The following is a 17,455-nucleotide window of genomic DNA, read 5'->3' on the forward strand; positions in this document are numbered from 1 at the left end:
TCACAGCGACAGTTCCACCACCAGCGGCCGGTGGTCCGAGATCGCCGTCCTCGGCGCGCGTGCCGTCCCCACGGCGTCGGCGTCGAGCCCCGTCGCCAGGATGTGGTCGAGCTGGACGCGGGGCCGGTGCGAGGGGTAGGTCGCTTGCCCGGCCGGACCCCGCCAGCTGTGCCGCGCGGTCGTGTTGAGGGCGACCCGGGGCAGCGCGCCGATCAGGTTGAAGTCGCCCAGCAGCAGCTGGGGTCGGGGCAGATCGGCGATCCAGCGGCGGACGGTGAGCAGCTGGCGGATGTTCCAGCCCGGTACGAACGACAGATGGAGGGCCACCGCGGTGAACGGGCCGCGCGGTCCTTCCAGTACGGCGGCCAGGGCGGCCCTGGGCTGATCGCGGGCCAGCACCGGAGCCGTCCGCCCGGCCACCTTCAGCGGCACGGCCAGCGGCCCCGGAGACAGCCGTAGGGCCCGCCACTCGCGGACCGGCAGCCGGGAGAGCAACGCGACGCCCTGTGACGGGACTTCGGGCTCCAGTGCCTCGGTTCCGTGGACGCGCGGCGCGGGTTCGGCCGGGTCGTTGACCCAGCCCCGGCCCGGCACGAGACGGCTGTGCAGCGCCGTCGCGTAGCGCCAGTCCAGGGCGCCCAGCGCGGTGGCGGCGACCGCCGCCTGGTCGAGGCGGCCGGAGCGTTCCTGGAAGCGGTCGACCTCCTGGAGGGCCAGCACGTCGACGTCCAGGGACGCGACGGCTTCGGCGAGGGGTGCCGAGGGGTCCTCGGGTCGGGCGGCGGCCGGGTGCCCGTCCGCCCGGATCAGCTGGCCGTGCAGCACGTTGAACGTCGCACACGTCACCCGTATGTCACCCATGGCCGCTCCCTCCCAGGGGAGCGATCTTCGCATCCGGCGGGACACACCGTGCGGCGGTCGACAAGATCGCTCCCAATCACGCGGAATTTCGAGTCAATCCGCGATCGCGCACGTACCAGCGGGCATGGGCGCCCAGCGCCGACCCGCCACGTCACCGACTCGGAGAACAGGCACCCCATGAACGCATCCGCACCGCACAGCCCCGCCGCCGACGCCACCGCGCAGATCGGCGTCACCGGCCTGGGTGTGATGGGCCGCAATCTGGCCCGCAACTTCGCCCGCAACGGCTACACGGTCGCCGTCCACAACCGGTCGCCGCACCGGACCCACGAGTTGATGAAGGAGTACGGCGACGAGGGTGCCTTCGTCCCGGCCGAGACGGCACAGGAGTTCGTGGCCGCCCTCGAACGCCCCCGCCGCCTGATGATCATGGTGCAGGCCGGTCCGGCCACCGACGCCGTGATCGACGAGTTCGCCGCGCTGATGGAGCCCGGCGACATGATCATCGACGGCGGCAACGCGCACTTCGCCGACACCCGCCGCCGCGAGGCCGCCCTGCGCGAACAGGGCCTGCACTTCGTCGGCGCCGGGGTCTCCGGCGGCGAGGAGGGCGCGCTGAACGGGCCGTCGATCATGCCCGGCGGCTCGGCGGAGTCGTACGCCGTGCTCGGCCCGATGTTCGAGTCCGTCAGCGCGAAGGTCGACGGGGAGCCCTGCTCCACGCACATCGGGACCGACGGCGCCGGGCACTTCGTGAAGATGGTGCACAACGGCATCGAGTACGCCGACATGCAGCTCATCGCGGAGGCCTACGACCTGCTGCGCCAGGTCGGTGGCTACACCCCCGCCGAGATCGCGGACGTCTTCCGCCGCTGGAACGAGGGACGGCTCGGCTCCTACCTCATCGAGATCACGGCCGAGGTGCTCGCGCACACGGACGCCGAGACCGGCGGGGCGTTCGTCGACATCGTCAAGGACGCGGCGGGCCAGAAGGGCACCGGGCGCTGGACCGTGCAGACCGCGCTGGAGCTGGGTTCGCCGGTCACCGCGATCGCCCAGGCCACCTTCGCCCGCGCCTCCTCCAGCCAGGCGGACCTGCGCGCGGCCTACCGCGGCCTGCCCGGCGGCACCACTCCCCCGCTCAGCCGCACCGAGGCCGAGCGCTTCACCGCCCAGGTCGAGCAGGCGCTGTACGCCTCGAAGGTGATCGCCTACGACCAGGGCTGGAAGATGATCCAGGACGCGGCCACCGAGTACGACTGGTCGATCGACCTCGCCGCGGTCGCCGGGATCTGGCGCGGCGGCTGCATCATCCGCGCCTCCTTCCTCGACCGGATCCGCGCCGCCTACACGGCCGACGCGGGTCTGGTCAGCCTGCTCGGCGAGGAGACCTTCGCGCGGGAGATCGGCGACGCGCAGGTCCCGTGGCGCGAGGTCGTGGCCTCCGCGGCCCGCCGGGGTATCCCCGTCCCGGCGTTCTCCGCCGCGCTGTCGCACTACGACACGCTGCGCGCCGAGCGCCTGCCGGCCGCCCTGCTCCAGGGGCAGCGGGACTTCTTCGGCGCCCACACCTACGGGCGTACCGACCGCTCCGGCACCTTCCACACCCACTGGTCCCGGCCCGGCCGCCCGGAGACGACCGCCTGACCAACTCCCGTGTCCGGCCCGCCTGTTGAGGCGGGCCGGAAAGACCATGCGCCCGCTACTCGTCCACGGCGAGGGCGGGCGCCGCCGTGCTGGCGCGCACCACGAGTTCGGTCGGCACGAGGGTGGTGCCGTGCTGGTCGCCGCGCTCCCGCATGCGCCGTAGAACACCTTGCACACACAGGCGGCCGACCTCGGCGAAGTCCTGGTGGACGGTGGTCAGGGGCGGCAGGAAGGAACCGGCCTCGGGGATGTCGTCGAAGCCGATCACGCTGACGTCCTCGGGGATGCGCCGGCCGCGCTCGTGCAGGGCCCGCAGCAGGCCCAGGGCCATCTGGTCGTTGGCCGCGAACACGGCTGTGCAGTCGGCCTGTTGGGCGAGTTCCAGACCCACGCGGTAGCCCGACTCCGCGGACCAGTCGCCGCGCAGCACAGGCGGCACGGGCCGTCCCGCGTCGGTGAGTTCGGCACTCCAGGCGGCGGCCCGGCGCTGCGCGGCGAAGGACTCCTCGGGCCCGGCGAGGTGCCAGACGGTGCGATGGCCGAGGTCGAGGAGATGGCGTACGGCGGCGCGCGCCCCGCCGTTCTGGTCGGTGTCGACGACGCTGTAGCGGTCGCCCGCGTCGGAGTCGGCGACGACGACCTGGACGTGGGGCGGCAGCGAGATGGTCGCCGCGTCGAGGAGGTGGACCTCCATGATCGCGATGACGGCGTCGACGGCGAGTTCGCCGAGGCGGGAGAAGGCTCCGCGCACCTCGTCCTGGGTGGGGACGGCGACCGGCAGCAGCGTGACGGCGTAGCCCTCGTGCGCGGCGGAGGTGGCAATCGCCTCCAGGGTGCGCATGTTGCCCGTGGTGGAGAGGTTGAAGGTGATCACGCCGATGGTGCGGAACTCACCCCGCTTGAGCGCGCGGGCCGCGCTGTTGGGCCGGTAGCCCAGTTCCTTCATGGCGGCGAGGACCTGCTGCCGGGTCTCCTCGTTCACGCCCGCGTAACCGTTGGACACCCGCGAGACGGTCTGCGAGGAGACGCCGGCCAGGCGTGCGACATCGGCCATGGACGCGCTCGGGGCGCGCTGCACGACCCGTTTCCCGCCGCGTCTGCGGGGCTCCTCGGTGCCGGCCGAGGCACTGTGCGCTGTGTCCACCCGTCTCCTTCCCCTATCGATCCGATTGCCTGGGGCACGTTTCACCAAACGACCCTTGACCACCGACATTGGGGCAGTGTAGACATGCCGCCATCAGATGTTTACGTAAACATAACAGGCCGGGACCCTCTCGGACCTGGGTGTTTACGCAACCATCGCGACGGCGTATGACGCCGGTCCCGAGATGGACGAGCGAGGAACTACATGACGACGCTTCAGCCCCCTGCGGCCGCGAATCGGCCCCCGGTCCGGCCATCGGCCAAACGGGACCGCCGTTCCTGGACAGGGTGGGGTTTCATCGGCCCCTTCGCGGTGGTCTTCGCCTTCGTCTTCCTGGCTCCGATCGTGTACTCGGTCTATCTCAGCCTGTACCGCAACCAGCTCATCGGCGGAAACCACTTCGTCGGCCTGGACAACTACACGCAGGCCTTCCAGGACGACCAGTTCTGGTCCTCCCTGGAGCGGGTCTCGCTGTTCCTGGTGATCCAGGTGCCGATCATGCTCGGCATCGCCCTGTTCGTGGCCCTCGCCCTGGACAGCGGCCGGCTCTTCGGCCGGGACTTCTTCCGCATCACGATCTTCCTGCCGTACGCCGTGCCCGCCGTGGTCGCCACCTTGATGTGGGGCTTCATGTACGGCACCCAGTTCGGTCTGGTGGGCGACATCAACAGCGCCTTCGGCATCACACTGCCCGACCCGCTCTCCACGCACCTGGTGCTGGCGTCGATCGGCAACATCGTGACCTGGGAGTTCGTCGGCTACAACATGCTGATCTTCTACTCCGCGCTGCGGGTCATCCCGACCTCGCTGTACGAGGCCGCGGAGATCGACGGTGCCGGGCAGTTCCGCGTCATCACCGCCATCAAGCTCCCCGCGATCCGCGGCGCCCTGGTCATCGCGACGATCTTCTCGATCATCGGCAGCTTCCAGCTCTTCAACGAGCCGAGCATCCTGCGACCGCTGGCCCGCAACGCGATCACGACGGACTACACCCCGAACTTCTACACGTACTCGCTGTCCTTCAACGGCCAGCAGCACAACTACTCCGCGGCGGTCGCGATCATCATGGGGCTGATCACCATGGTCATCGCCTATGTCGTGCAGCTTCGCGGCATGCGCAAGGGAGCCTGACCATGAGCACCCCCGTCACCACCGCCCCCGGGTCGGCGCCCGCACCGTCCGGCGGCGGCTCCCGGAGCGCGCCCCGGCTGCGCACCCCCCGCAAGAAGCACACGCCCGGACGCCCGAAGCGCAGTGTGCTGCTGACCGTGCTCACCGGTCTGATCCTGGTCTACACCGTGGTGCCCCTGATCTGGCTGGTCATCAGCGCCACCAAGACCCAGTCGGGGCTGGCCGACTCCAACGGCCTGTGGTTCGCCCACCGCTTCGCCCTCTGGTCGAACATCCACGACACGTTCACGTACCACGACGGCATCTTCGGCCGGTGGCTGCTGAACACCCTGCTCTACGTCGTGCTCGGCGCCGGCGGCGCCACCTTCCTGGCGATCCTCGGCGGCTACGCGCTGGCGAAGTTCAACTTCCCCGGGAAGCGCGCGATCTTCGCCGTGGTCATCGGGGCCGTCGCCGTCCCTGGCACGGCCCTCGCGGTGCCCACCTTCCTGATGTTCAGCAAGATCGGGCTGACGGACACCCCGTGGGCGGTGATCATCCCCTCGCTGATCTCGCCGTTCGGCCTCTATCTGATGTGGGTCTTCGCGACCGAGGCCATCCCCGTCGAACTCCTCGAAGCCGCCCGTATGGACGGAGCCGGCGAGATCCGCACCTTCTTCCAGGTCTCGCTGCCACTGCTCGCCCCCGGTGTCGTCACGGTGCTGCTGTTCACCACGGTCGCGACCTGGAACAACTACTTCCTGCCGCTGATCATGCTCAGGGATCCCAACTGGTATCCCCTGACCCTGGGTCTGAGCGCCTGGAGCTCCCAGGCCCAGACCATCGGCGGCGACGTCATCTTCAACCTGGTGATCACTGGTTCGCTGCTCACCATCGTGCCGCTGATCGCGGCGTTCCTGCTGCTGCAGAAGTACTGGCAGTCCGGCCTCGCCGCCGGAAGCGTCAAGGAATAACCCAACCCTCAAGTAGTCCCGACCACGAAGAAGTGGAAGCACCTCCATGCGCAGAACCACCGGCCGCCTGCTGCGCGGCCTCGCCCTCCTCTCCGTCCTCTCCCTGGGGGCGACGGCGTGCGGCAGTTCGGACGACGACAGCTCCAGCTCGAAGGCCGTCTCGGCCTCGGACATCCAGGCGGCCCTGAAGAAGGGCGGCACGGTCAACGTCTGGGCCTGGGAGCCCACGCTGAAGACGGTCGCGGCCGACTTCGAGAAGAAGTACCCCAAGGTCAAGGTCAACCTGGTCAGCGACAAGTCCGGTGACAAGTACTACACCGCGCTGTCGAACGCGATCGCGGCCGGGAAGGGCGTCCCGGACGTCTCCCAGGTCGAGTACTTCGCAGTCAGCCAGTACTCCCTGACCAAGGGGCTCACCGACCTCGCGCCGTACGGCGCCGACAAGCTGGCCTCCAAGTACACGGCCGGTCCGTGGAACGCGGTGAGCGACGGCTCCAAGGTCTACGGCCTGCCGATGGACTCGGGACCGATGGCGATGTTCTACAACAAGAAGGTCTTCGACAAGTACAAGATCGCCGTCCCGACCACCTGGGACGAGTACGTCGACGCGGCCCGCAAGCTGCACAAGGCCGACCCGAAGGCGTACATCGCCAACGACGCCGGTGACGCGGGCTTCACCACCAGCATGCTGTGGCAGGCCGGTTCGCGCCCCTACAAGGTCGACGGCACCAAGGTGACGGTCAACTTCGAGGACGCGGGCGCCAAGAAGTACACGGAGACCTGGCAGAAGCTCCTCGACGAGAAGCTCGTCTCGCCCATCAACGGCTGGACCGACGACTGGTACAAGGGTCTCGGTGACGGCACCATCGCCACCCTGACCACCGGTGCCTGGATGCCCGCCAACTTCGTCAGCGGTGTGGCCGGTGCCTCCGGCGACTGGCGCGCGGCCCCGATGCCGCAGTGGACCGCGGGCGCCAAGGCCAGCGCGGAGAACGGCGGTTCGTCCCTCGCCCTGCCCGCGCTGGGCAAGAACAAGGAACTCGCCTACGCGTTCGTCGAGTACGCCAACGCCGGCGCCGGTGTCCAGACCCGTGTCGACCAGGGCGCCTTCCCGGCGACCAAGGCGGAACTCCAGTCCTCCGCGTTCCTGAACAAGGAGTTCCCGTACTTCGGCGGCCAGAAGGCCAACGAGATCTTCGCGCAGTCCGCGTCCGAGGTCGCGTCCGACTGGTCGTACCTGCCCTTCCAGCAGTACGCCAACTCGATCTTCAACGACACCGTCGGCAAGGCCTACATCTCGGGCACCACGCTGGCCCAGGGTCTGAAGAGCTGGCAGGACGCCTCCGTCAAGTACGGCAACGAGCAGGGCTTCACGGTCAACAAGTGACCCGCTCGAAGTAGCCGGTCCACAGCGACCGGCACCTCCTCGGGAGCCGCCGCCGAGCAGCACTCGCCCGGCGGCGGCCCGCCCGGAATCCACCCCGCATCGCGTTCCGCCTGTGCAGTAACCGGAAGGACCCCCATGATCTCCACCCTCCTGTCCCAGTTGCGGCACGGGCCGGACGGTGACGCCGGCCCCCGTCTCGCCTACGGTGCCGACTACAACCCGGAGCAGTGGCCTCGCGAGGTGTGGGACGAGGACATCCGGCTGATGCGCGAGGCCGGCGTCAACATCGTCTCGTTGGGGATCTTCTCCTGGGCCCGCATCCAACCGGCCCGGGACGACTGGGACTTCGGCTGGCTCGACGAGATCATGGACCTGCTGCACGCGGGCGGCATCGGCGTCGACCTGGCCACCGCGACCGCGTCCCCGCCGCCGTGGCTGAGCACGGAGCACCCGGAGATCCTCCCGGTGACCGCCGCCGGCGAGACCCTCTGGCCGGGCGGCCGCCAGCACTGGCGTCCCACCTCGCCGGTCTTCCGCGAGCACGCGCTGCGCCTGGTACGGAAGTTGGCCGAGCGGTACGCGGACCACCCCGCGCTCGTGGCCTGGCACGTCTCGAACGAGCTGGGCTGCCACAACGTCTACGACTACTCCGACGACGCGGCCCGCGCCTTCCGCGACTGGCTGCGCGCCCGCTACTCGACCGTCGAGAGCCTCAACCAGGCCTGGGGCACGGCGTTCTGGTCGCAGCGGTACAGCGACTGGGAGCAGATACTGCCGCCCCGGCTGGCCGCCTCCTTCCCGAACCCCACGCAGCAACTGGACTTCAAGCGCTTCTCCTCCGAAGCGCTCAAGGACCATCTGCGCGCGGAGCGCGACCTGTTGCGCGAGATCACGCCGGGCGTGCCGGTCACCACCAACTTCATGGTGATGGGCAACACCAAGGGCATGAACTACGCCGACTGGGCCGCCGAGATCGACTTCGTCTCCAACGACCACTACGTCACGCCTGGTTCGCAGGACCGCGACGAGCTGTCCTTCTCCGCGAATCTCGTGAGCGGCATCTCGGCCGGCCGCCCGTGGTTCCTGATGGAGCACTCCACCAGCGCCGTCAACTGGCAGCCCGTGAACGTGGCCAAGCGCCCCGGCGACCTGGCCCGCGACTCGCTGCTGCACGTCGCGCACGGCGCCGACGCCGTCTGCTACTTCCAGTGGCGCCAGTCGGCGGCCGGCGCCGAGAAGTACCACTCCGCGATGGTGCCGCACGCCGGTGCCGACAGCGACCTCTTCCGCGCGGTCGCCGAACTCGGCCGCACCCTGCGGACGTTGGCGCCCATCGCGGGCACGGACCGCGAGAGTGCCCGGGTCGGCATCGTCTTCGACTGGGAGTCCTGGTGGGCGAGCGAGCAGGACTCGCACCCCACCGACCGGCTCGACTACCGCCAGGAAGCGCTGGACTGGTACTCCGCCCTCCTCGACCTCGGCGTACGGGCCGACATCGTCACGGCGCAGACCGCCCTGGACCGCTACGACGTGGTGATCACACCCGTACTCCACATGATCCCGGCGTCCCTCTCCAAGGAACTCACGCGCTACGTCGAGCAGGGCGGCCACCTGGTCTCCACCTACTTCTCCGGTGTCGTCGACGAGAACGACCACATCTGGCTCGGCGGCTACCCGGGCGCCCTGCGCGACCTGCTGGGCATCCGCATCGAGGAGTTCGGCCCGCTGCTGGACGGCGACACGGTCGAGCTGAACCTCGACGGTGCCGTCACGGGCTCCCTGTGGACCGACCGGATCACGGTGACCGACCCGGAGGTGGAGGTCCTGGCCCACTACCGCAGCGGCACGTACACGGGCCGCCCCGCGGTCACCCGCCGTACGGTGGGCGGTGGTTCGGCCGCCTACGTCTCCACCCGACTGGGCCGCGCCGGGCTCACCGGCCTGCTCCCCCGGCTGCTCGCGCCCGCCGGCGTCGACAGCGAACTCCCGTCCCGGGCAAGGGGCGACGTCGAACTGACCGTCCGCCGCAACGCCGACAGCCGCTACCTGTTCCTGGTCAACCGCACGGACGGGACAGTGCCGTTGACGGGGCTGTCCGGGGAACTCCTGGTCGGCACGGCGGGCGAGGACGGTTTCCCGGTCCTCTCCCCCAGGGACGTCGCGGTGGTACGCCAGCCCGCGAACTGACGACGGGGCGGGTGAGTGCGGGCAGCGGTCACCCGCGTGGCACGGCCCGTGCCGCGTCGGCGACCTGACGGACCTGATCGACCGTCAGGCGCCGTACGTCCCACATCAGTTCGGCCGCGTCGACGGCCGCCGGGTTCGGGACCGGCGGGCCGTCGGGGACGTCGACACCGGTGAGGACCGACAGAGTGCCGACGGGAACGCCCAGGACGGTCGCGAAGTCGGTCAGCAGGTCGGGCGTGAGTTCCTTACGGCCGTTTCCCACGCCTCCGTACGTGGACGCGGCCCAGTACCGGCCCGTCAGGCTCAGAAAGGTGTGGGCGATCCCGGTCCAGGTCAGGTTGCGGTTGCCGACCATGCCCATGAGCACGCCACCTGGACCGCGCTCGAACCGTTCGTACACCCGCGGTGTCCGAACCGGCTCCGTGCGGCTCTCCTGGGGCAGGGATCGGGCAAGTCGACTCAACCGGCGTCTGTGATCCGCGGGCAGGCCGACAGCGTCCTTCACGAGGCCCGCGACCAACCCTCCCGCCCATGCGGCCAGTGGAGCGAGTTCGTCCGGTACCGGCACGTCCGCGATCACGAACAAGTCGGCGGCATGCAGGTTCAACACCGGCGCGAGTCTCCCAAGCGCCGAAGGGCTCGGCGCCATTCCCTCGTACACCGCGCGGAGTTCGGATTCCGGGATCTCCGCCGAGCTCGCCAGACCGGCGATGTCCAGCTGCCGGTGACTCGCCAACCGGGCCAGCAGCACGTCGAAGTCCGGAAGCCCGGTCATTCGGCGGCCGTCGGGCGCAGTCCCCCGAGGGTGACCGAGACGAGTCGTCGTGCCGCCGCCTTGGACGGCAGGACTCCCGCCGCGGCGAGGGCGTGGAGGCAGTAGGTCGCCAGTTCGTCCGGGGAGACGTCGTCTCGGATGTCGCCGGCCCGCACGCCCTCCGCCAGGAGTTCGCTCAGGAAGCGGTGGAGGTGCTGCTCGGCGCCGGCGACGTGGTCGTCCCGGTGCAGCAGCGCGCCGAGTTCGGGGCCGTGACCGTGGCGCCGCTGCTGGATGAGCGCGAACGCCTCCAGTACCGCCCGCAGGCGCTCGCCCGCGCTGCCGGGGCCGTCCCGGAGTTCGGCCAGTTCGCGCAGATGCCCGGTGATCTGCTGCTCGTGCCACGCCGTCATGATCGACTCGACGTCCGGGAAGTACTTGTAGAGCGTGGCCCGGCCGATCCCGCTCGCCTCCGCGATCTTCGACATCGTCACCGAACGCAGCCCGCGTTCGGTCACCAGCACCGCCGTGGTCTCCAGCACCGCGTCGCGTACGGCGCGGCGGTGCTCCTCGATGGTCTCGTTCCAGATCTTCGGCACTACCCAAGCATACGTCGCGCCACTGTCGAGACATCATGCATTGACAGCGACAGAGTGTCTCGATAAAGCTGTCGAGGAAGCACAAGCCGAGCAACCGGACGACCGAACCGAGGCACTCATGCACACCGCCGAAGCACACATAGCCACCGAACGCCCCAGCCGGTACCTCGTGCAACTCTGCAAACACTTCGACAACAAGGGCCGCCACCTGGTCCACCGCCCACGGGCACACGCGCTCCCGGACGTTCCCGCCGACCAGATCCATGCCGAATGGACGGACAGCGACGGGCTGATCCGCCTGCCATGGGGGCAGTGCACCCTCCGGGCCACCCCCGGCCTGTTGCGCGTGCGCGTCGAGGCCGAGGACCGGGAGAACCTGGGACGACTTCAGGATCTCGTCACCACGCACATCGGCCGGTTCAGCAGGCGCGACCCGTTGCGGGTGGAATGGCAGCCGTCGCCGTAGCCGAAGCCGCCGCCTTCCGTGCGCCGGATACCCCCTAGGGGTATAGTCCCTCCAGACGCACACCGGAGAGGGGCGGGTTCATGGGAGCGATCGGGCACGCGTTGTCCATTGCCGGTTCGATGACTTGGGAGGTCACCTGGGCGCTGATCCTCGGCTTCACGCTCTCCGCCGTCGTACAGGCGGTGGTGCGCCGGTCGACGGTCGTACGGCTGCTCGGTGACGACCGGCCGCGCACGCTGGCGCTGTCCGCCGGGCTCGGCGCGGCCTCGTCGTCCTGTTCCTACGCCGCTGTCGCGCTCGCGCGCTCCCTGTTCCGCAAGGGCGCGAACTTCACCGCGGCCATGGCCTTCGAGATCGCCTCCACCAATCTGGTCGTCGAACTCGGCGTGATCCTGGCCCTGTTGATGGGCTGGCAGTTCACCGCGGCCGAGTTCGTGGGCGGACCGATCATGATCGTCGTACTCGCCGTGCTGTTCCGGCTCTTCCTGCGTCAGCGTCTGCTGCACCAGGCACAGGAGCAGGCGGAGCGCGGGCTCGCCGGTTCCATGGAGGGGCATGCGGCGATGGACATGTCGATCGGGGGTGAGGGGAGTTTCGTCCGCCGGCTGTTCTCGCGGGACGGGTTCACGTCCGTCGCGCACATCTTCGTGATGGAGTGGGCCGCGATCCTGCGCGACCTGGTGGCCGGACTGCTGATCGCGGGCGCTATCGCCGCCTGGGTGCCGGACAGCTTCTGGCACACGTTCTTCCTCGCCGACCACCCCCTCGCCGCGAAGCTGGTCGGTCCGCTCGTCGGCCCGTTGGTGGCCATCGCCACCTTCGTCTGCTCGATCGGCAACGTGCCCCTCGCGGTGGTCCTGTGGAAGGGCGGCATCAGCTTCGGCGGGGTGATCGCCTTCATCTACGCCGACCTGCTGATCCTGCCGATCCTGAACATCTACCGGAAGTACTACGGCGCCCGGATGGCCGGCTTCCTGCTGGTCACGTTCTTCACCGCGATGGCCGTCGCCGGCTACATCGTCGAATTCGCCTTCGGCGGGCTGGGGTTGATCCCCGACCAGGCCGACGCCACGATCCCCGACGACGGCATCACCTGGAACTACACGACCTGGCTCAACATCGCCTTCCTGCTGCTGGCCGCGAGCCTGGTCGTACGGTTCCTGCGCAGCGGCGGACCGGCGATGCTGCGGATGATGGGCGGTTCACCGGACCAGGGCGAGCAGCACCAACAGCACGAACACCACCACTGACCCCGGAACGCCTCACGACGAATTCCGGCACCGTACTGGTCAGTTCACTGTAAAGAACCTTGACAGACGATTGGTCTAGTCCAAATATGGTCGCTGTTCGCCCCGGTCCGGGGCGACTTCTCTCCTTTCAGCATGGGAGCGTCAATGAGACGACCTGGGCCTCTTCGCGCGTCACTGTCCTGTACGGCCGTAACGGCCCTGTCCGCGGGGCTCGTCGCTCTCGGCGGGGGTGCGGCGAGCGCCGATCATCGCGCGCAGCCCATGCCGGACCATGTCGCGGCGCCGTACTTCGAGGCGTGGACCGGTGAGAGTCCGGCCGCGCTCGCCGCGGCCTCGGGCAACAAGTACCTCACCATGGCCTTCCTCCAGACCGAGGCGGCCGGTTCGTGCACGGCGTACTGGAACGGCCTGCCCGCCCAGCCGATCGCCAAGTCCACGTTCGGCAAGGACATCGCCACGATCCAGGCGCGCGGCGGCAACGTCATCCCGTCCTTCGGCGGCTACAGCGCGGACACCACCAACACCGAACTGGCCGACAGCTGCACCGATGTCGACGCCATCGCCAAGGTCTACGAGAGCCTGGTCACGACCTACGGCGTGAGCCGTATCGACCTCGACGTCGAGGCCGACTCCATCAACAACACCGCGGGCATCGACCGCCGCAACAAGGCGATCGCCAAGGTGCAGCGCTGGGCCGAACGCACCGGCCGCAGCGTGGAGTTCTCCTACACGCTGCCGACGACCACGACCGGTCTCGCGCCCAACGGCGTGGCCCTGCTCCAGAACGCGGTCGACAACGGTGCGCGCGTCGACGTCGTCAACATCATGACCTTCGACTACTACGACGGCGCCACGCACGACATGGCCGAGGACACCAAGACCGCCGCCACCGGCCTGCACGCCCAACTCGCCGCGCTGTACCCGAAGACGAACCCGGCGAGGCTGTGGAAGAGGATCGGCGTCACCGAGATGCCCGGCATCGACGACTTCGGCCCCGCCGAGACCTTCACCACGGACAACGCCGTCACTGTGAAGAAGTGGGCTGAAGCCCGGGGCATCAACACGCTCTCCTTCTGGGCGCTCCAGCTCGACAACGGCAACTGCGTGGGCACCGGCGGCGCCAACAACTGCTCCGGAATCACTCAGGACACCTGGTACTTCAGCCACACCTTCAAGTCGTTCACCCGCCGCTGACGGAGACGATCAGCTCCCAGGTGTCGACCCCGAAGTCGAGGGTCATGCCGTGCCGTTCGTACAGGGCGAGCGCGTTGCTCGTGTTGTCGGTGTCCACGCCCAGGCCGACGCGGTCGCGGCCCAGCGCCGCGTAGTGGCCGAAGCCGTACCGCAGGAGGTGGCTGCCCAGGCCCCGGCCGCGGGCCTGGCGCAGGACGGCGAGGTTGCCGATCCAGGCCATGGAGGCGCGGTCGTTGTGGGTGCGCAGCATCGCGGCGTCGCCGAGGCCGTCGACGTGGGCGATCCAGATCAGTGACCAGTCGACGCGCTCGGCGTCGATGTCGTCCAGCCACTGCGGGTACGTGCGGTACTGGAAGTCGAAGTGCTCGGTCATGGCCTCCTGGAGGAGGGCGTGGGCGATGCGCCGGTCGGCTTCCTCCAGGCACGGGCGCAGGGTGACACCGGGCGGGGAGGTGGGCAACGGGTCGGCCGACGGCGACAGTTGACGGGCCATCACGTTGTAGCGGCGGACCGGCTGCCAGCCCCGGGCGCGCAGTGCGGGCAGGTCCATGGTGGGGTTCAGGGTGAGGTGCAGATGCACCACGGCGCGGGACGCTCCGTTGACGGCGGCGCGTTCCGCGGCCCTGGCCTCCATCAGGGCGAACAGGTGCAGGGCGCACGGCAGTTGGCCGGGCAAGATGTAGTGGTCGATGTCGATCCGCTCGCCGCCCGAGTCGTCCCACAGCAGGCCGTAGCCGATCAGGCGGGCGCCCTCGAAGAGCAGCCAGGAGTCGTGTTCCAGGTCCACTTCGGGGTGTTTCAAGTCCGCCTGGATCCGGGTCAGTTCGGTGTCCGGACGGCCGATCTCCAGTAGGTCGACCTCATTGAGCAGGGCGCAGACCGCCACCGCGTCGTCGGGTGTCGCCGGGCGGACGCGCAAACCGGGAGGCAGGAGTGTGGGGGCGGTCATGGACCCACTGTCGGGTGACGGCCCCCGGCCCGCAACGGAGTTTCCGCGCCCGGCGCCTTCAGTCAGCCATCAACTCCCGCACCAGGGGCGCCACCTTCGTGCCGTAGAGCTCGATGTTGGTCATGAGGGTGTCGTGGGGCATTCCGGTGATGCCGTACTTCAGGTTGAAGCGCGTGGCGTCGAGGGTCTTGAGGGTGTCGGCGATCTTGCGGGCCACGGTCTCGGGTGATCCGACGTGGAGGGCGCCGCCGGGGCCGACGTCGCGCATGAGGCTCTCGCGGGTCGGGGTGCGGAAGCCGCGTTCTCGCGCCACGCTGCGGATCAGTTCCTGGAAGGCCGGTACGAACTCCTCCACGGCCTGTTCGTCGGTGGCCGCGACATGGCCGGGCGCGTGCACGCCGATGGGCCGCGCGGGGTGGCCGAACTCCGCCAGCGCCCGACGGTACAGCTCGGAGAACGGGGCGAAGCGGGCTGTGTCCCCGCCGATGATCGCCAGCATCAGGGAGAACCCGTACCGGGCGGTGCGGATCACCGACTGGGGGCTGCCGCCGACGCCGATCCAGGTGGGGATCGAGCCGGTCTCGCTGTGCGGGTGGACGGAGATGCCGTCGAGGGCGGCGCGGGTATTGCCGGACCAGGTGACGGGCTTCTCCTTGAGCAGTTCGGCGAAGAGGGCGACCTTCTCCTCGAAGAGTTCCTCGTAGTCGTTCAGGTCGTAGCCGAAGAGCGGGAAGGACTCGGTGCTGGAGCCTCTGCCGAGGATGACTTCGGCGCGGCCGGCGGAGACGGCGTCGAGGGTGGCGTAGCGCTGGTAGACGCGGACCGGGTCGTCGGAGCTGATCACGGTGACGGCCGAGGTGAGGTGGATGTCCGAGGTGCGCGCGGCGATGGCCGCGAGGACGACGTCCGCCGCCGACAGGGGCATCGCCTCAGTGTGGTGCTCGCCGATGCCGAAGTGGTCGATGCCGACCTGGTCGGCGAGGACTCCCTCCTCGACGAGGCGGCGGATGGCCTGGCCGTGGGTCAGCGGCTTGCCGTCCGGGCCGTTCGTGACGTCGCCGAAGGTGTCAAGACCGAGCGTGACGCCGTCGGTACTGGTCGGGTCGGTCATGTCGTACTCCTTGGGTCCGCTCGGTGGGTCAGGTGGCGATACGGCGCATCACGCCGAGGAGCCGGGTCAGGTCGTCGGCGTCGACGTGGTCGAGGACATGGCGCCGGACGCTGGCGAGGTGGGCGGGCCATGCCTCCTGGAGGCGGGCGAGGCCCTGGTCGGTGAGGACGGCGTTCCAGCCGCGGGCGTCCTCCGCGCAGCGTTCCCGTCCGACCAGGCCCTGGGTCTCCAGGCGGGCGACGATGCGGGTCATGCCGCTCAGCGAGAGGTTGCAGACGGACGCCAGCTCGCTCATGCGCATCCGGCGGTCAGCGGCCTCGGAGAGGTGCATGAGGGTCGTGTACTCGGACAGCGGCAGGCGCTGCTCGCGCACCATGTCGGCGTCGACCGCGCGGGGCAGCACGAGCATCACCCGCGCGAGTTCGCGCACCAGCGCCTCTTCGTTCGGGTTCATGGGGCGCAGTGGCTGCTCGGGCGTGATCATGCCACCAGTTTACTTGATTGACGCAGCAATGACTTTGCGGCAAGAGCAAGGTCTCGGTGAAGCACACTTGCTCACCCGAGGGGCGAGGTCTCCTCCGTCGTATCCCCGTGCCCGTGATAGCGCAGCAGGAGCATCGCGGCGTCGTCGTGGAGCGGGCCGGCCGTGTGCCGGACCAGGTCCTCGCGCAGCGAGTCGAGGGCACTCTGCGCGTCGGGCTCCTTCAGGAGGTGCGCCCGCTCGCCGAGCGGATAGAAGGTGCCGTCCTCGTCGCGGGCCTCGGTGACGCCGTCGGTGTACAGCAGCAGCTGCTCGCCGGGCGCGAAGCGTACGGGGAACGGTTTCGGGGGCTCCCCGCCCTGGGCGCCGCCGAGGCCGAGCGGCGGGGCGTAGGCGGGCGGTGCCGGGAAGTCGGCGGTGCCGTTGCGCCGTACGACCATCGGGGGCGGGTGGCCGTAGTTGAGGAAGAGGACCTCGTGGTCCGTGCCGATCTCGGCGAGGACGGCGGTCACGAACTTCTCGTCGGACAGGACGCGGGAGACGCTGCGCTCCAGGCGCTCGCCGAGTCCGACCAGGTCGGGTTCGTCGTGCGCGGCCTCGCGGAACGCGCCGAGGACCACGGCGGCCGTCTCGACGGCGGCCAGGCCCTTGCCCTGCACATCGCCGACGATGACGCGCACGCCGTGCGGGGAGGCGACCACCTCGTAGAGGTCACCGCCGATCCGGGCCTCCGCGACGGCCGAGGTGTACGACACCGCCGCCTGGAGCGGGCCCGCGGTCAGCGGCACCGGGCGCAGCAGGACGCGTTGCGCGACCTCCGCGATGGACCGCACGCTGGCCAGTTCGGCCTCGCGGCGTCCGCGCATCACGGCGGCGGCGATGCCCGCACCGGTCACGCCCACCACCGACACCATCGCCAGGAAGCCCCTGCGTTCCTGGAACAGGCCGTCGTAGAGGCCGAGTCCGACGCACAGGGCGAGGGCCGCCGCACCGAACCACGCGGTGCGTCTCCAGCCGCCGACCAGTCCGGCGAAGGCCGGTCCGAGGGAGGCCAGGGGCAGGAAGCCGAGCCCGGGGCCGGTGACAAGGTCCCCGACGGCGACGACGGCCATCACCGCGGCGGGCAGCCAGGTCAGCACCGAGAGGCTGCGCTGCGGCTTCACTGCGGCCATGGTCCACTCCAACGGCGTCGCGGCATCCGGAGCCGCCCTCGCCTTCCGCGCAGGGGTCCCTCCCCCACCTTGGACATCGCAAGGCTGCCAGGCAACCCCTCGGAAGTGCCCGGCCCTTTACCCAATTGATTCCGAGAACTGACATTTCGTGATCGGCGACAACCAATCG

Annotated in this window: 16 protein-coding genes; 8 read left to right on the forward strand and 8 right to left on the reverse strand. The window is 69.6% G+C overall.

Annotated features, from left to right (window positions below):
- Positions 1–861, reverse strand: coding sequence for an endonuclease/exonuclease/phosphatase family protein (locus ACQHII_RS02150; RefSeq protein ID WP_427917549.1), 861 nt, complete (start codon positions 859–861; stop codon positions 1–3).
- 177 nt (positions 862–1,038) lie between these two features.
- Between ACQHII_RS02150 and gndA the strand changes: the two genes are divergently transcribed.
- The gene (gene gndA, locus ACQHII_RS02155) at positions 1,039–2,508 is read left to right on the forward strand and encodes an NADP-dependent phosphogluconate dehydrogenase (protein WP_427917550.1); all 1,470 of its coding nucleotides are present in this window, start codon (positions 1,039–1,041) and stop codon (positions 2,506–2,508) included.
- Between the two features lie 55 nt (positions 2,509–2,563).
- Here the strand turns inward: gndA and ACQHII_RS02160 are convergent, their stop codons facing one another.
- Positions 2,564–3,562, reverse strand: a complete 999-nt coding sequence (locus ACQHII_RS02160; protein ID WP_427925211.1) for a LacI family DNA-binding transcriptional regulator — start codon at positions 3,560–3,562, stop codon at positions 2,564–2,566.
- Positions 3,563–3,856: 294 nt separating this feature from the next.
- On the opposite strand from ACQHII_RS02160, the gene ACQHII_RS02165 reads away from it, so the two are divergent.
- The 4 genes from ACQHII_RS02165 to ACQHII_RS02180 all read left to right on the forward strand — a co-directional run bounded on the left by ACQHII_RS02165 (position 3,857) and on the right by ACQHII_RS02180 (position 9,310).
- Positions 3,857–4,783: a carbohydrate ABC transporter permease gene (locus ACQHII_RS02165; protein ID WP_427917551.1), complete on the forward strand. Its 927-nt coding sequence runs from the start codon at positions 3,857–3,859 to the stop codon at positions 4,781–4,783.
- A 2-nt stretch (positions 4,784–4,785) separates the two neighbouring features.
- Positions 4,786–5,736, forward strand: coding sequence for a carbohydrate ABC transporter permease (locus tag ACQHII_RS02170; protein ID WP_399119540.1), 951 nt, complete (start codon positions 4,786–4,788; stop codon positions 5,734–5,736).
- Positions 5,737–5,782: 46 nt separating this feature from the next.
- On the forward strand, positions 5,783–7,123 hold the full coding sequence (locus tag ACQHII_RS02175; protein ID WP_427917552.1) for an ABC transporter substrate-binding protein: 1,341 nt from the start codon (positions 5,783–5,785) through the stop codon (positions 7,121–7,123).
- Between the two features lie 135 nt (positions 7,124–7,258).
- Positions 7,259–9,310: a beta-galactosidase gene (locus ACQHII_RS02180; RefSeq protein WP_427917553.1), complete on the forward strand. Its 2,052-nt coding sequence runs from the start codon at positions 7,259–7,261 to the stop codon at positions 9,308–9,310.
- Between the two features lie 28 nt (positions 9,311–9,338).
- Here ACQHII_RS02180 and ACQHII_RS02185 read toward each other — a convergent pair whose 3' ends face one another.
- Together ACQHII_RS02185 and ACQHII_RS02190 are read right to left on the reverse strand one after the other, a co-directional pair.
- A complete protein-coding gene (locus tag ACQHII_RS02185) occupies positions 9,339–10,085 on the reverse strand; it encodes a hypothetical protein (RefSeq protein WP_427917554.1) in 747 nt (248 codons plus the stop codon).
- On the reverse strand, positions 10,082–10,663 hold the full coding sequence (locus ACQHII_RS02190; protein WP_427917555.1) for a TetR/AcrR family transcriptional regulator: 582 nt from the start codon (positions 10,661–10,663) through the stop codon (positions 10,082–10,084). Before ACQHII_RS02190 ends, ACQHII_RS02185 begins: the two co-directional genes overlap by 4 nt.
- Positions 10,664–10,781: 118 nt before the next feature.
- Between ACQHII_RS02190 and ACQHII_RS02195 the strand changes: the two genes are divergently transcribed.
- From ACQHII_RS02195 to ACQHII_RS02205, 3 genes are all read left to right on the forward strand, one after another.
- Positions 10,782–11,129, forward strand: coding sequence for a DUF2218 domain-containing protein (locus ACQHII_RS02195; protein WP_427917556.1), 348 nt, complete (start codon positions 10,782–10,784; stop codon positions 11,127–11,129).
- An 80-nt stretch (positions 11,130–11,209) separates the two neighbouring features.
- Positions 11,210–12,379 (forward strand): permease, encoded by a 1,170-nt coding sequence (locus tag ACQHII_RS02200; protein ID WP_427917557.1) that lies wholly within the window; start codon positions 11,210–11,212, stop codon positions 12,377–12,379.
- A gap of 144 nt (positions 12,380–12,523) precedes the next feature.
- Complete coding sequence (locus ACQHII_RS02205; protein WP_427917558.1) at positions 12,524–13,573, forward strand: chitinase; 1,050 nt, start codon at positions 12,524–12,526, stop codon at positions 13,571–13,573.
- Here ACQHII_RS02205 and ACQHII_RS02210 read toward each other — a convergent pair.
- The 4 genes from ACQHII_RS02210 to ACQHII_RS02225 form a co-directional block, all read right to left on the reverse strand.
- Entirely contained in the window at positions 13,560–14,522 is a 963-nt protein-coding gene (locus ACQHII_RS02210) for a GNAT family N-acetyltransferase (protein ID WP_427917559.1), read from the reverse strand. The two genes, ACQHII_RS02205 and ACQHII_RS02210, sit on opposite strands and share 14 nt — an antisense overlap.
- 58 nt (positions 14,523–14,580) lie before the next feature.
- Entirely contained in the window at positions 14,581–15,633 is a 1,053-nt protein-coding gene (locus ACQHII_RS02215) for an LLM class flavin-dependent oxidoreductase (RefSeq protein WP_427917560.1), read from the reverse strand.
- Positions 15,634–15,661: 28 nt separating this feature from the next.
- Entirely contained in the window at positions 15,662–16,117 is a 456-nt protein-coding gene (locus tag ACQHII_RS02220) for a MarR family winged helix-turn-helix transcriptional regulator (RefSeq protein WP_427917561.1), read from the reverse strand.
- Positions 16,118–16,188: 71 nt separating this feature from the next.
- On the reverse strand, positions 16,189–17,286 hold the full coding sequence (locus ACQHII_RS02225; protein WP_427917562.1) for a PP2C family protein-serine/threonine phosphatase: 1,098 nt from the start codon (positions 17,284–17,286) through the stop codon (positions 16,189–16,191).
- Positions 17,287–17,455: the final 169 nt, after the last annotated feature.

The organism is Streptomyces sp. cg40, assembly GCF_050320165.1.
In the GTDB taxonomy this organism is placed as follows: domain Bacteria; phylum Actinomycetota; class Actinomycetes; order Streptomycetales; family Streptomycetaceae; genus Streptomyces; species Streptomyces hokutonensis.

Excerpts from the sequence above, each read along its gene's own strand:
- gndA (WP_427917550.1), top strand. The coding sequence starts at position 1,039 with ATGAACGCATCCGCACCGCACAGCCCCGCCGCCGACGCCACCGCGCAG.
- ACQHII_RS02180 (WP_427917553.1), top strand. The coding sequence starts at position 7,259 with ATGATCTCCACCCTCCTGTCCCAGTTGCGGCACGGGCCGGACGGTGAC.
- ACQHII_RS02195 (WP_427917556.1), top strand. The coding sequence starts at position 10,782 with ATGCACACCGCCGAAGCACACATAGCCACCGAACGCCCCAGCCGGTAC.
- ACQHII_RS02165 (WP_427917551.1), top strand. The coding sequence starts at position 3,857 with ATGACGACGCTTCAGCCCCCTGCGGCCGCGAATCGGCCCCCGGTCCGG.
- ACQHII_RS02185 (WP_427917554.1), bottom strand. The coding sequence starts at position 10,085 with ATGACCGGGCTTCCGGACTTCGACGTGCTGCTGGCCCGGTTGGCGAGT.
- ACQHII_RS02220 (WP_427917561.1), bottom strand. The coding sequence starts at position 16,117 with ATGATCACGCCCGAGCAGCCACTGCGCCCCATGAACCCGAACGAAGAG.
- ACQHII_RS02225 (WP_427917562.1), bottom strand. The coding sequence starts at position 17,286 with ATGGCCGCAGTGAAGCCGCAGCGCAGCCTCTCGGTGCTGACCTGGCTG.
- ACQHII_RS02150 (WP_427917549.1), bottom strand. The coding sequence starts at position 861 with ATGGGTGACATACGGGTGACGTGTGCGACGTTCAACGTGCTGCACGGC.
- ACQHII_RS02160 (WP_427925211.1), bottom strand. The coding sequence starts at position 3,562 with ATGGCCGATGTCGCACGCCTGGCCGGCGTCTCCTCGCAGACCGTCTCG.
- ACQHII_RS02215 (WP_427917560.1), bottom strand. The coding sequence starts at position 15,633 with ATGACCGACCCGACCAGTACCGACGGCGTCACGCTCGGTCTTGACACC.
- ACQHII_RS02175 (WP_427917552.1), top strand. The coding sequence starts at position 5,783 with ATGCGCAGAACCACCGGCCGCCTGCTGCGCGGCCTCGCCCTCCTCTCC.
- ACQHII_RS02170 (WP_399119540.1), top strand. The coding sequence starts at position 4,786 with ATGAGCACCCCCGTCACCACCGCCCCCGGGTCGGCGCCCGCACCGTCC.
- ACQHII_RS02200 (WP_427917557.1), top strand. The coding sequence starts at position 11,210 with ATGGGAGCGATCGGGCACGCGTTGTCCATTGCCGGTTCGATGACTTGG.
- ACQHII_RS02210 (WP_427917559.1), bottom strand. The coding sequence starts at position 14,522 with ATGACCGCCCCCACACTCCTGCCTCCCGGTTTGCGCGTCCGCCCGGCG.
- ACQHII_RS02205 (WP_427917558.1), top strand. The coding sequence starts at position 12,524 with ATGAGACGACCTGGGCCTCTTCGCGCGTCACTGTCCTGTACGGCCGTA.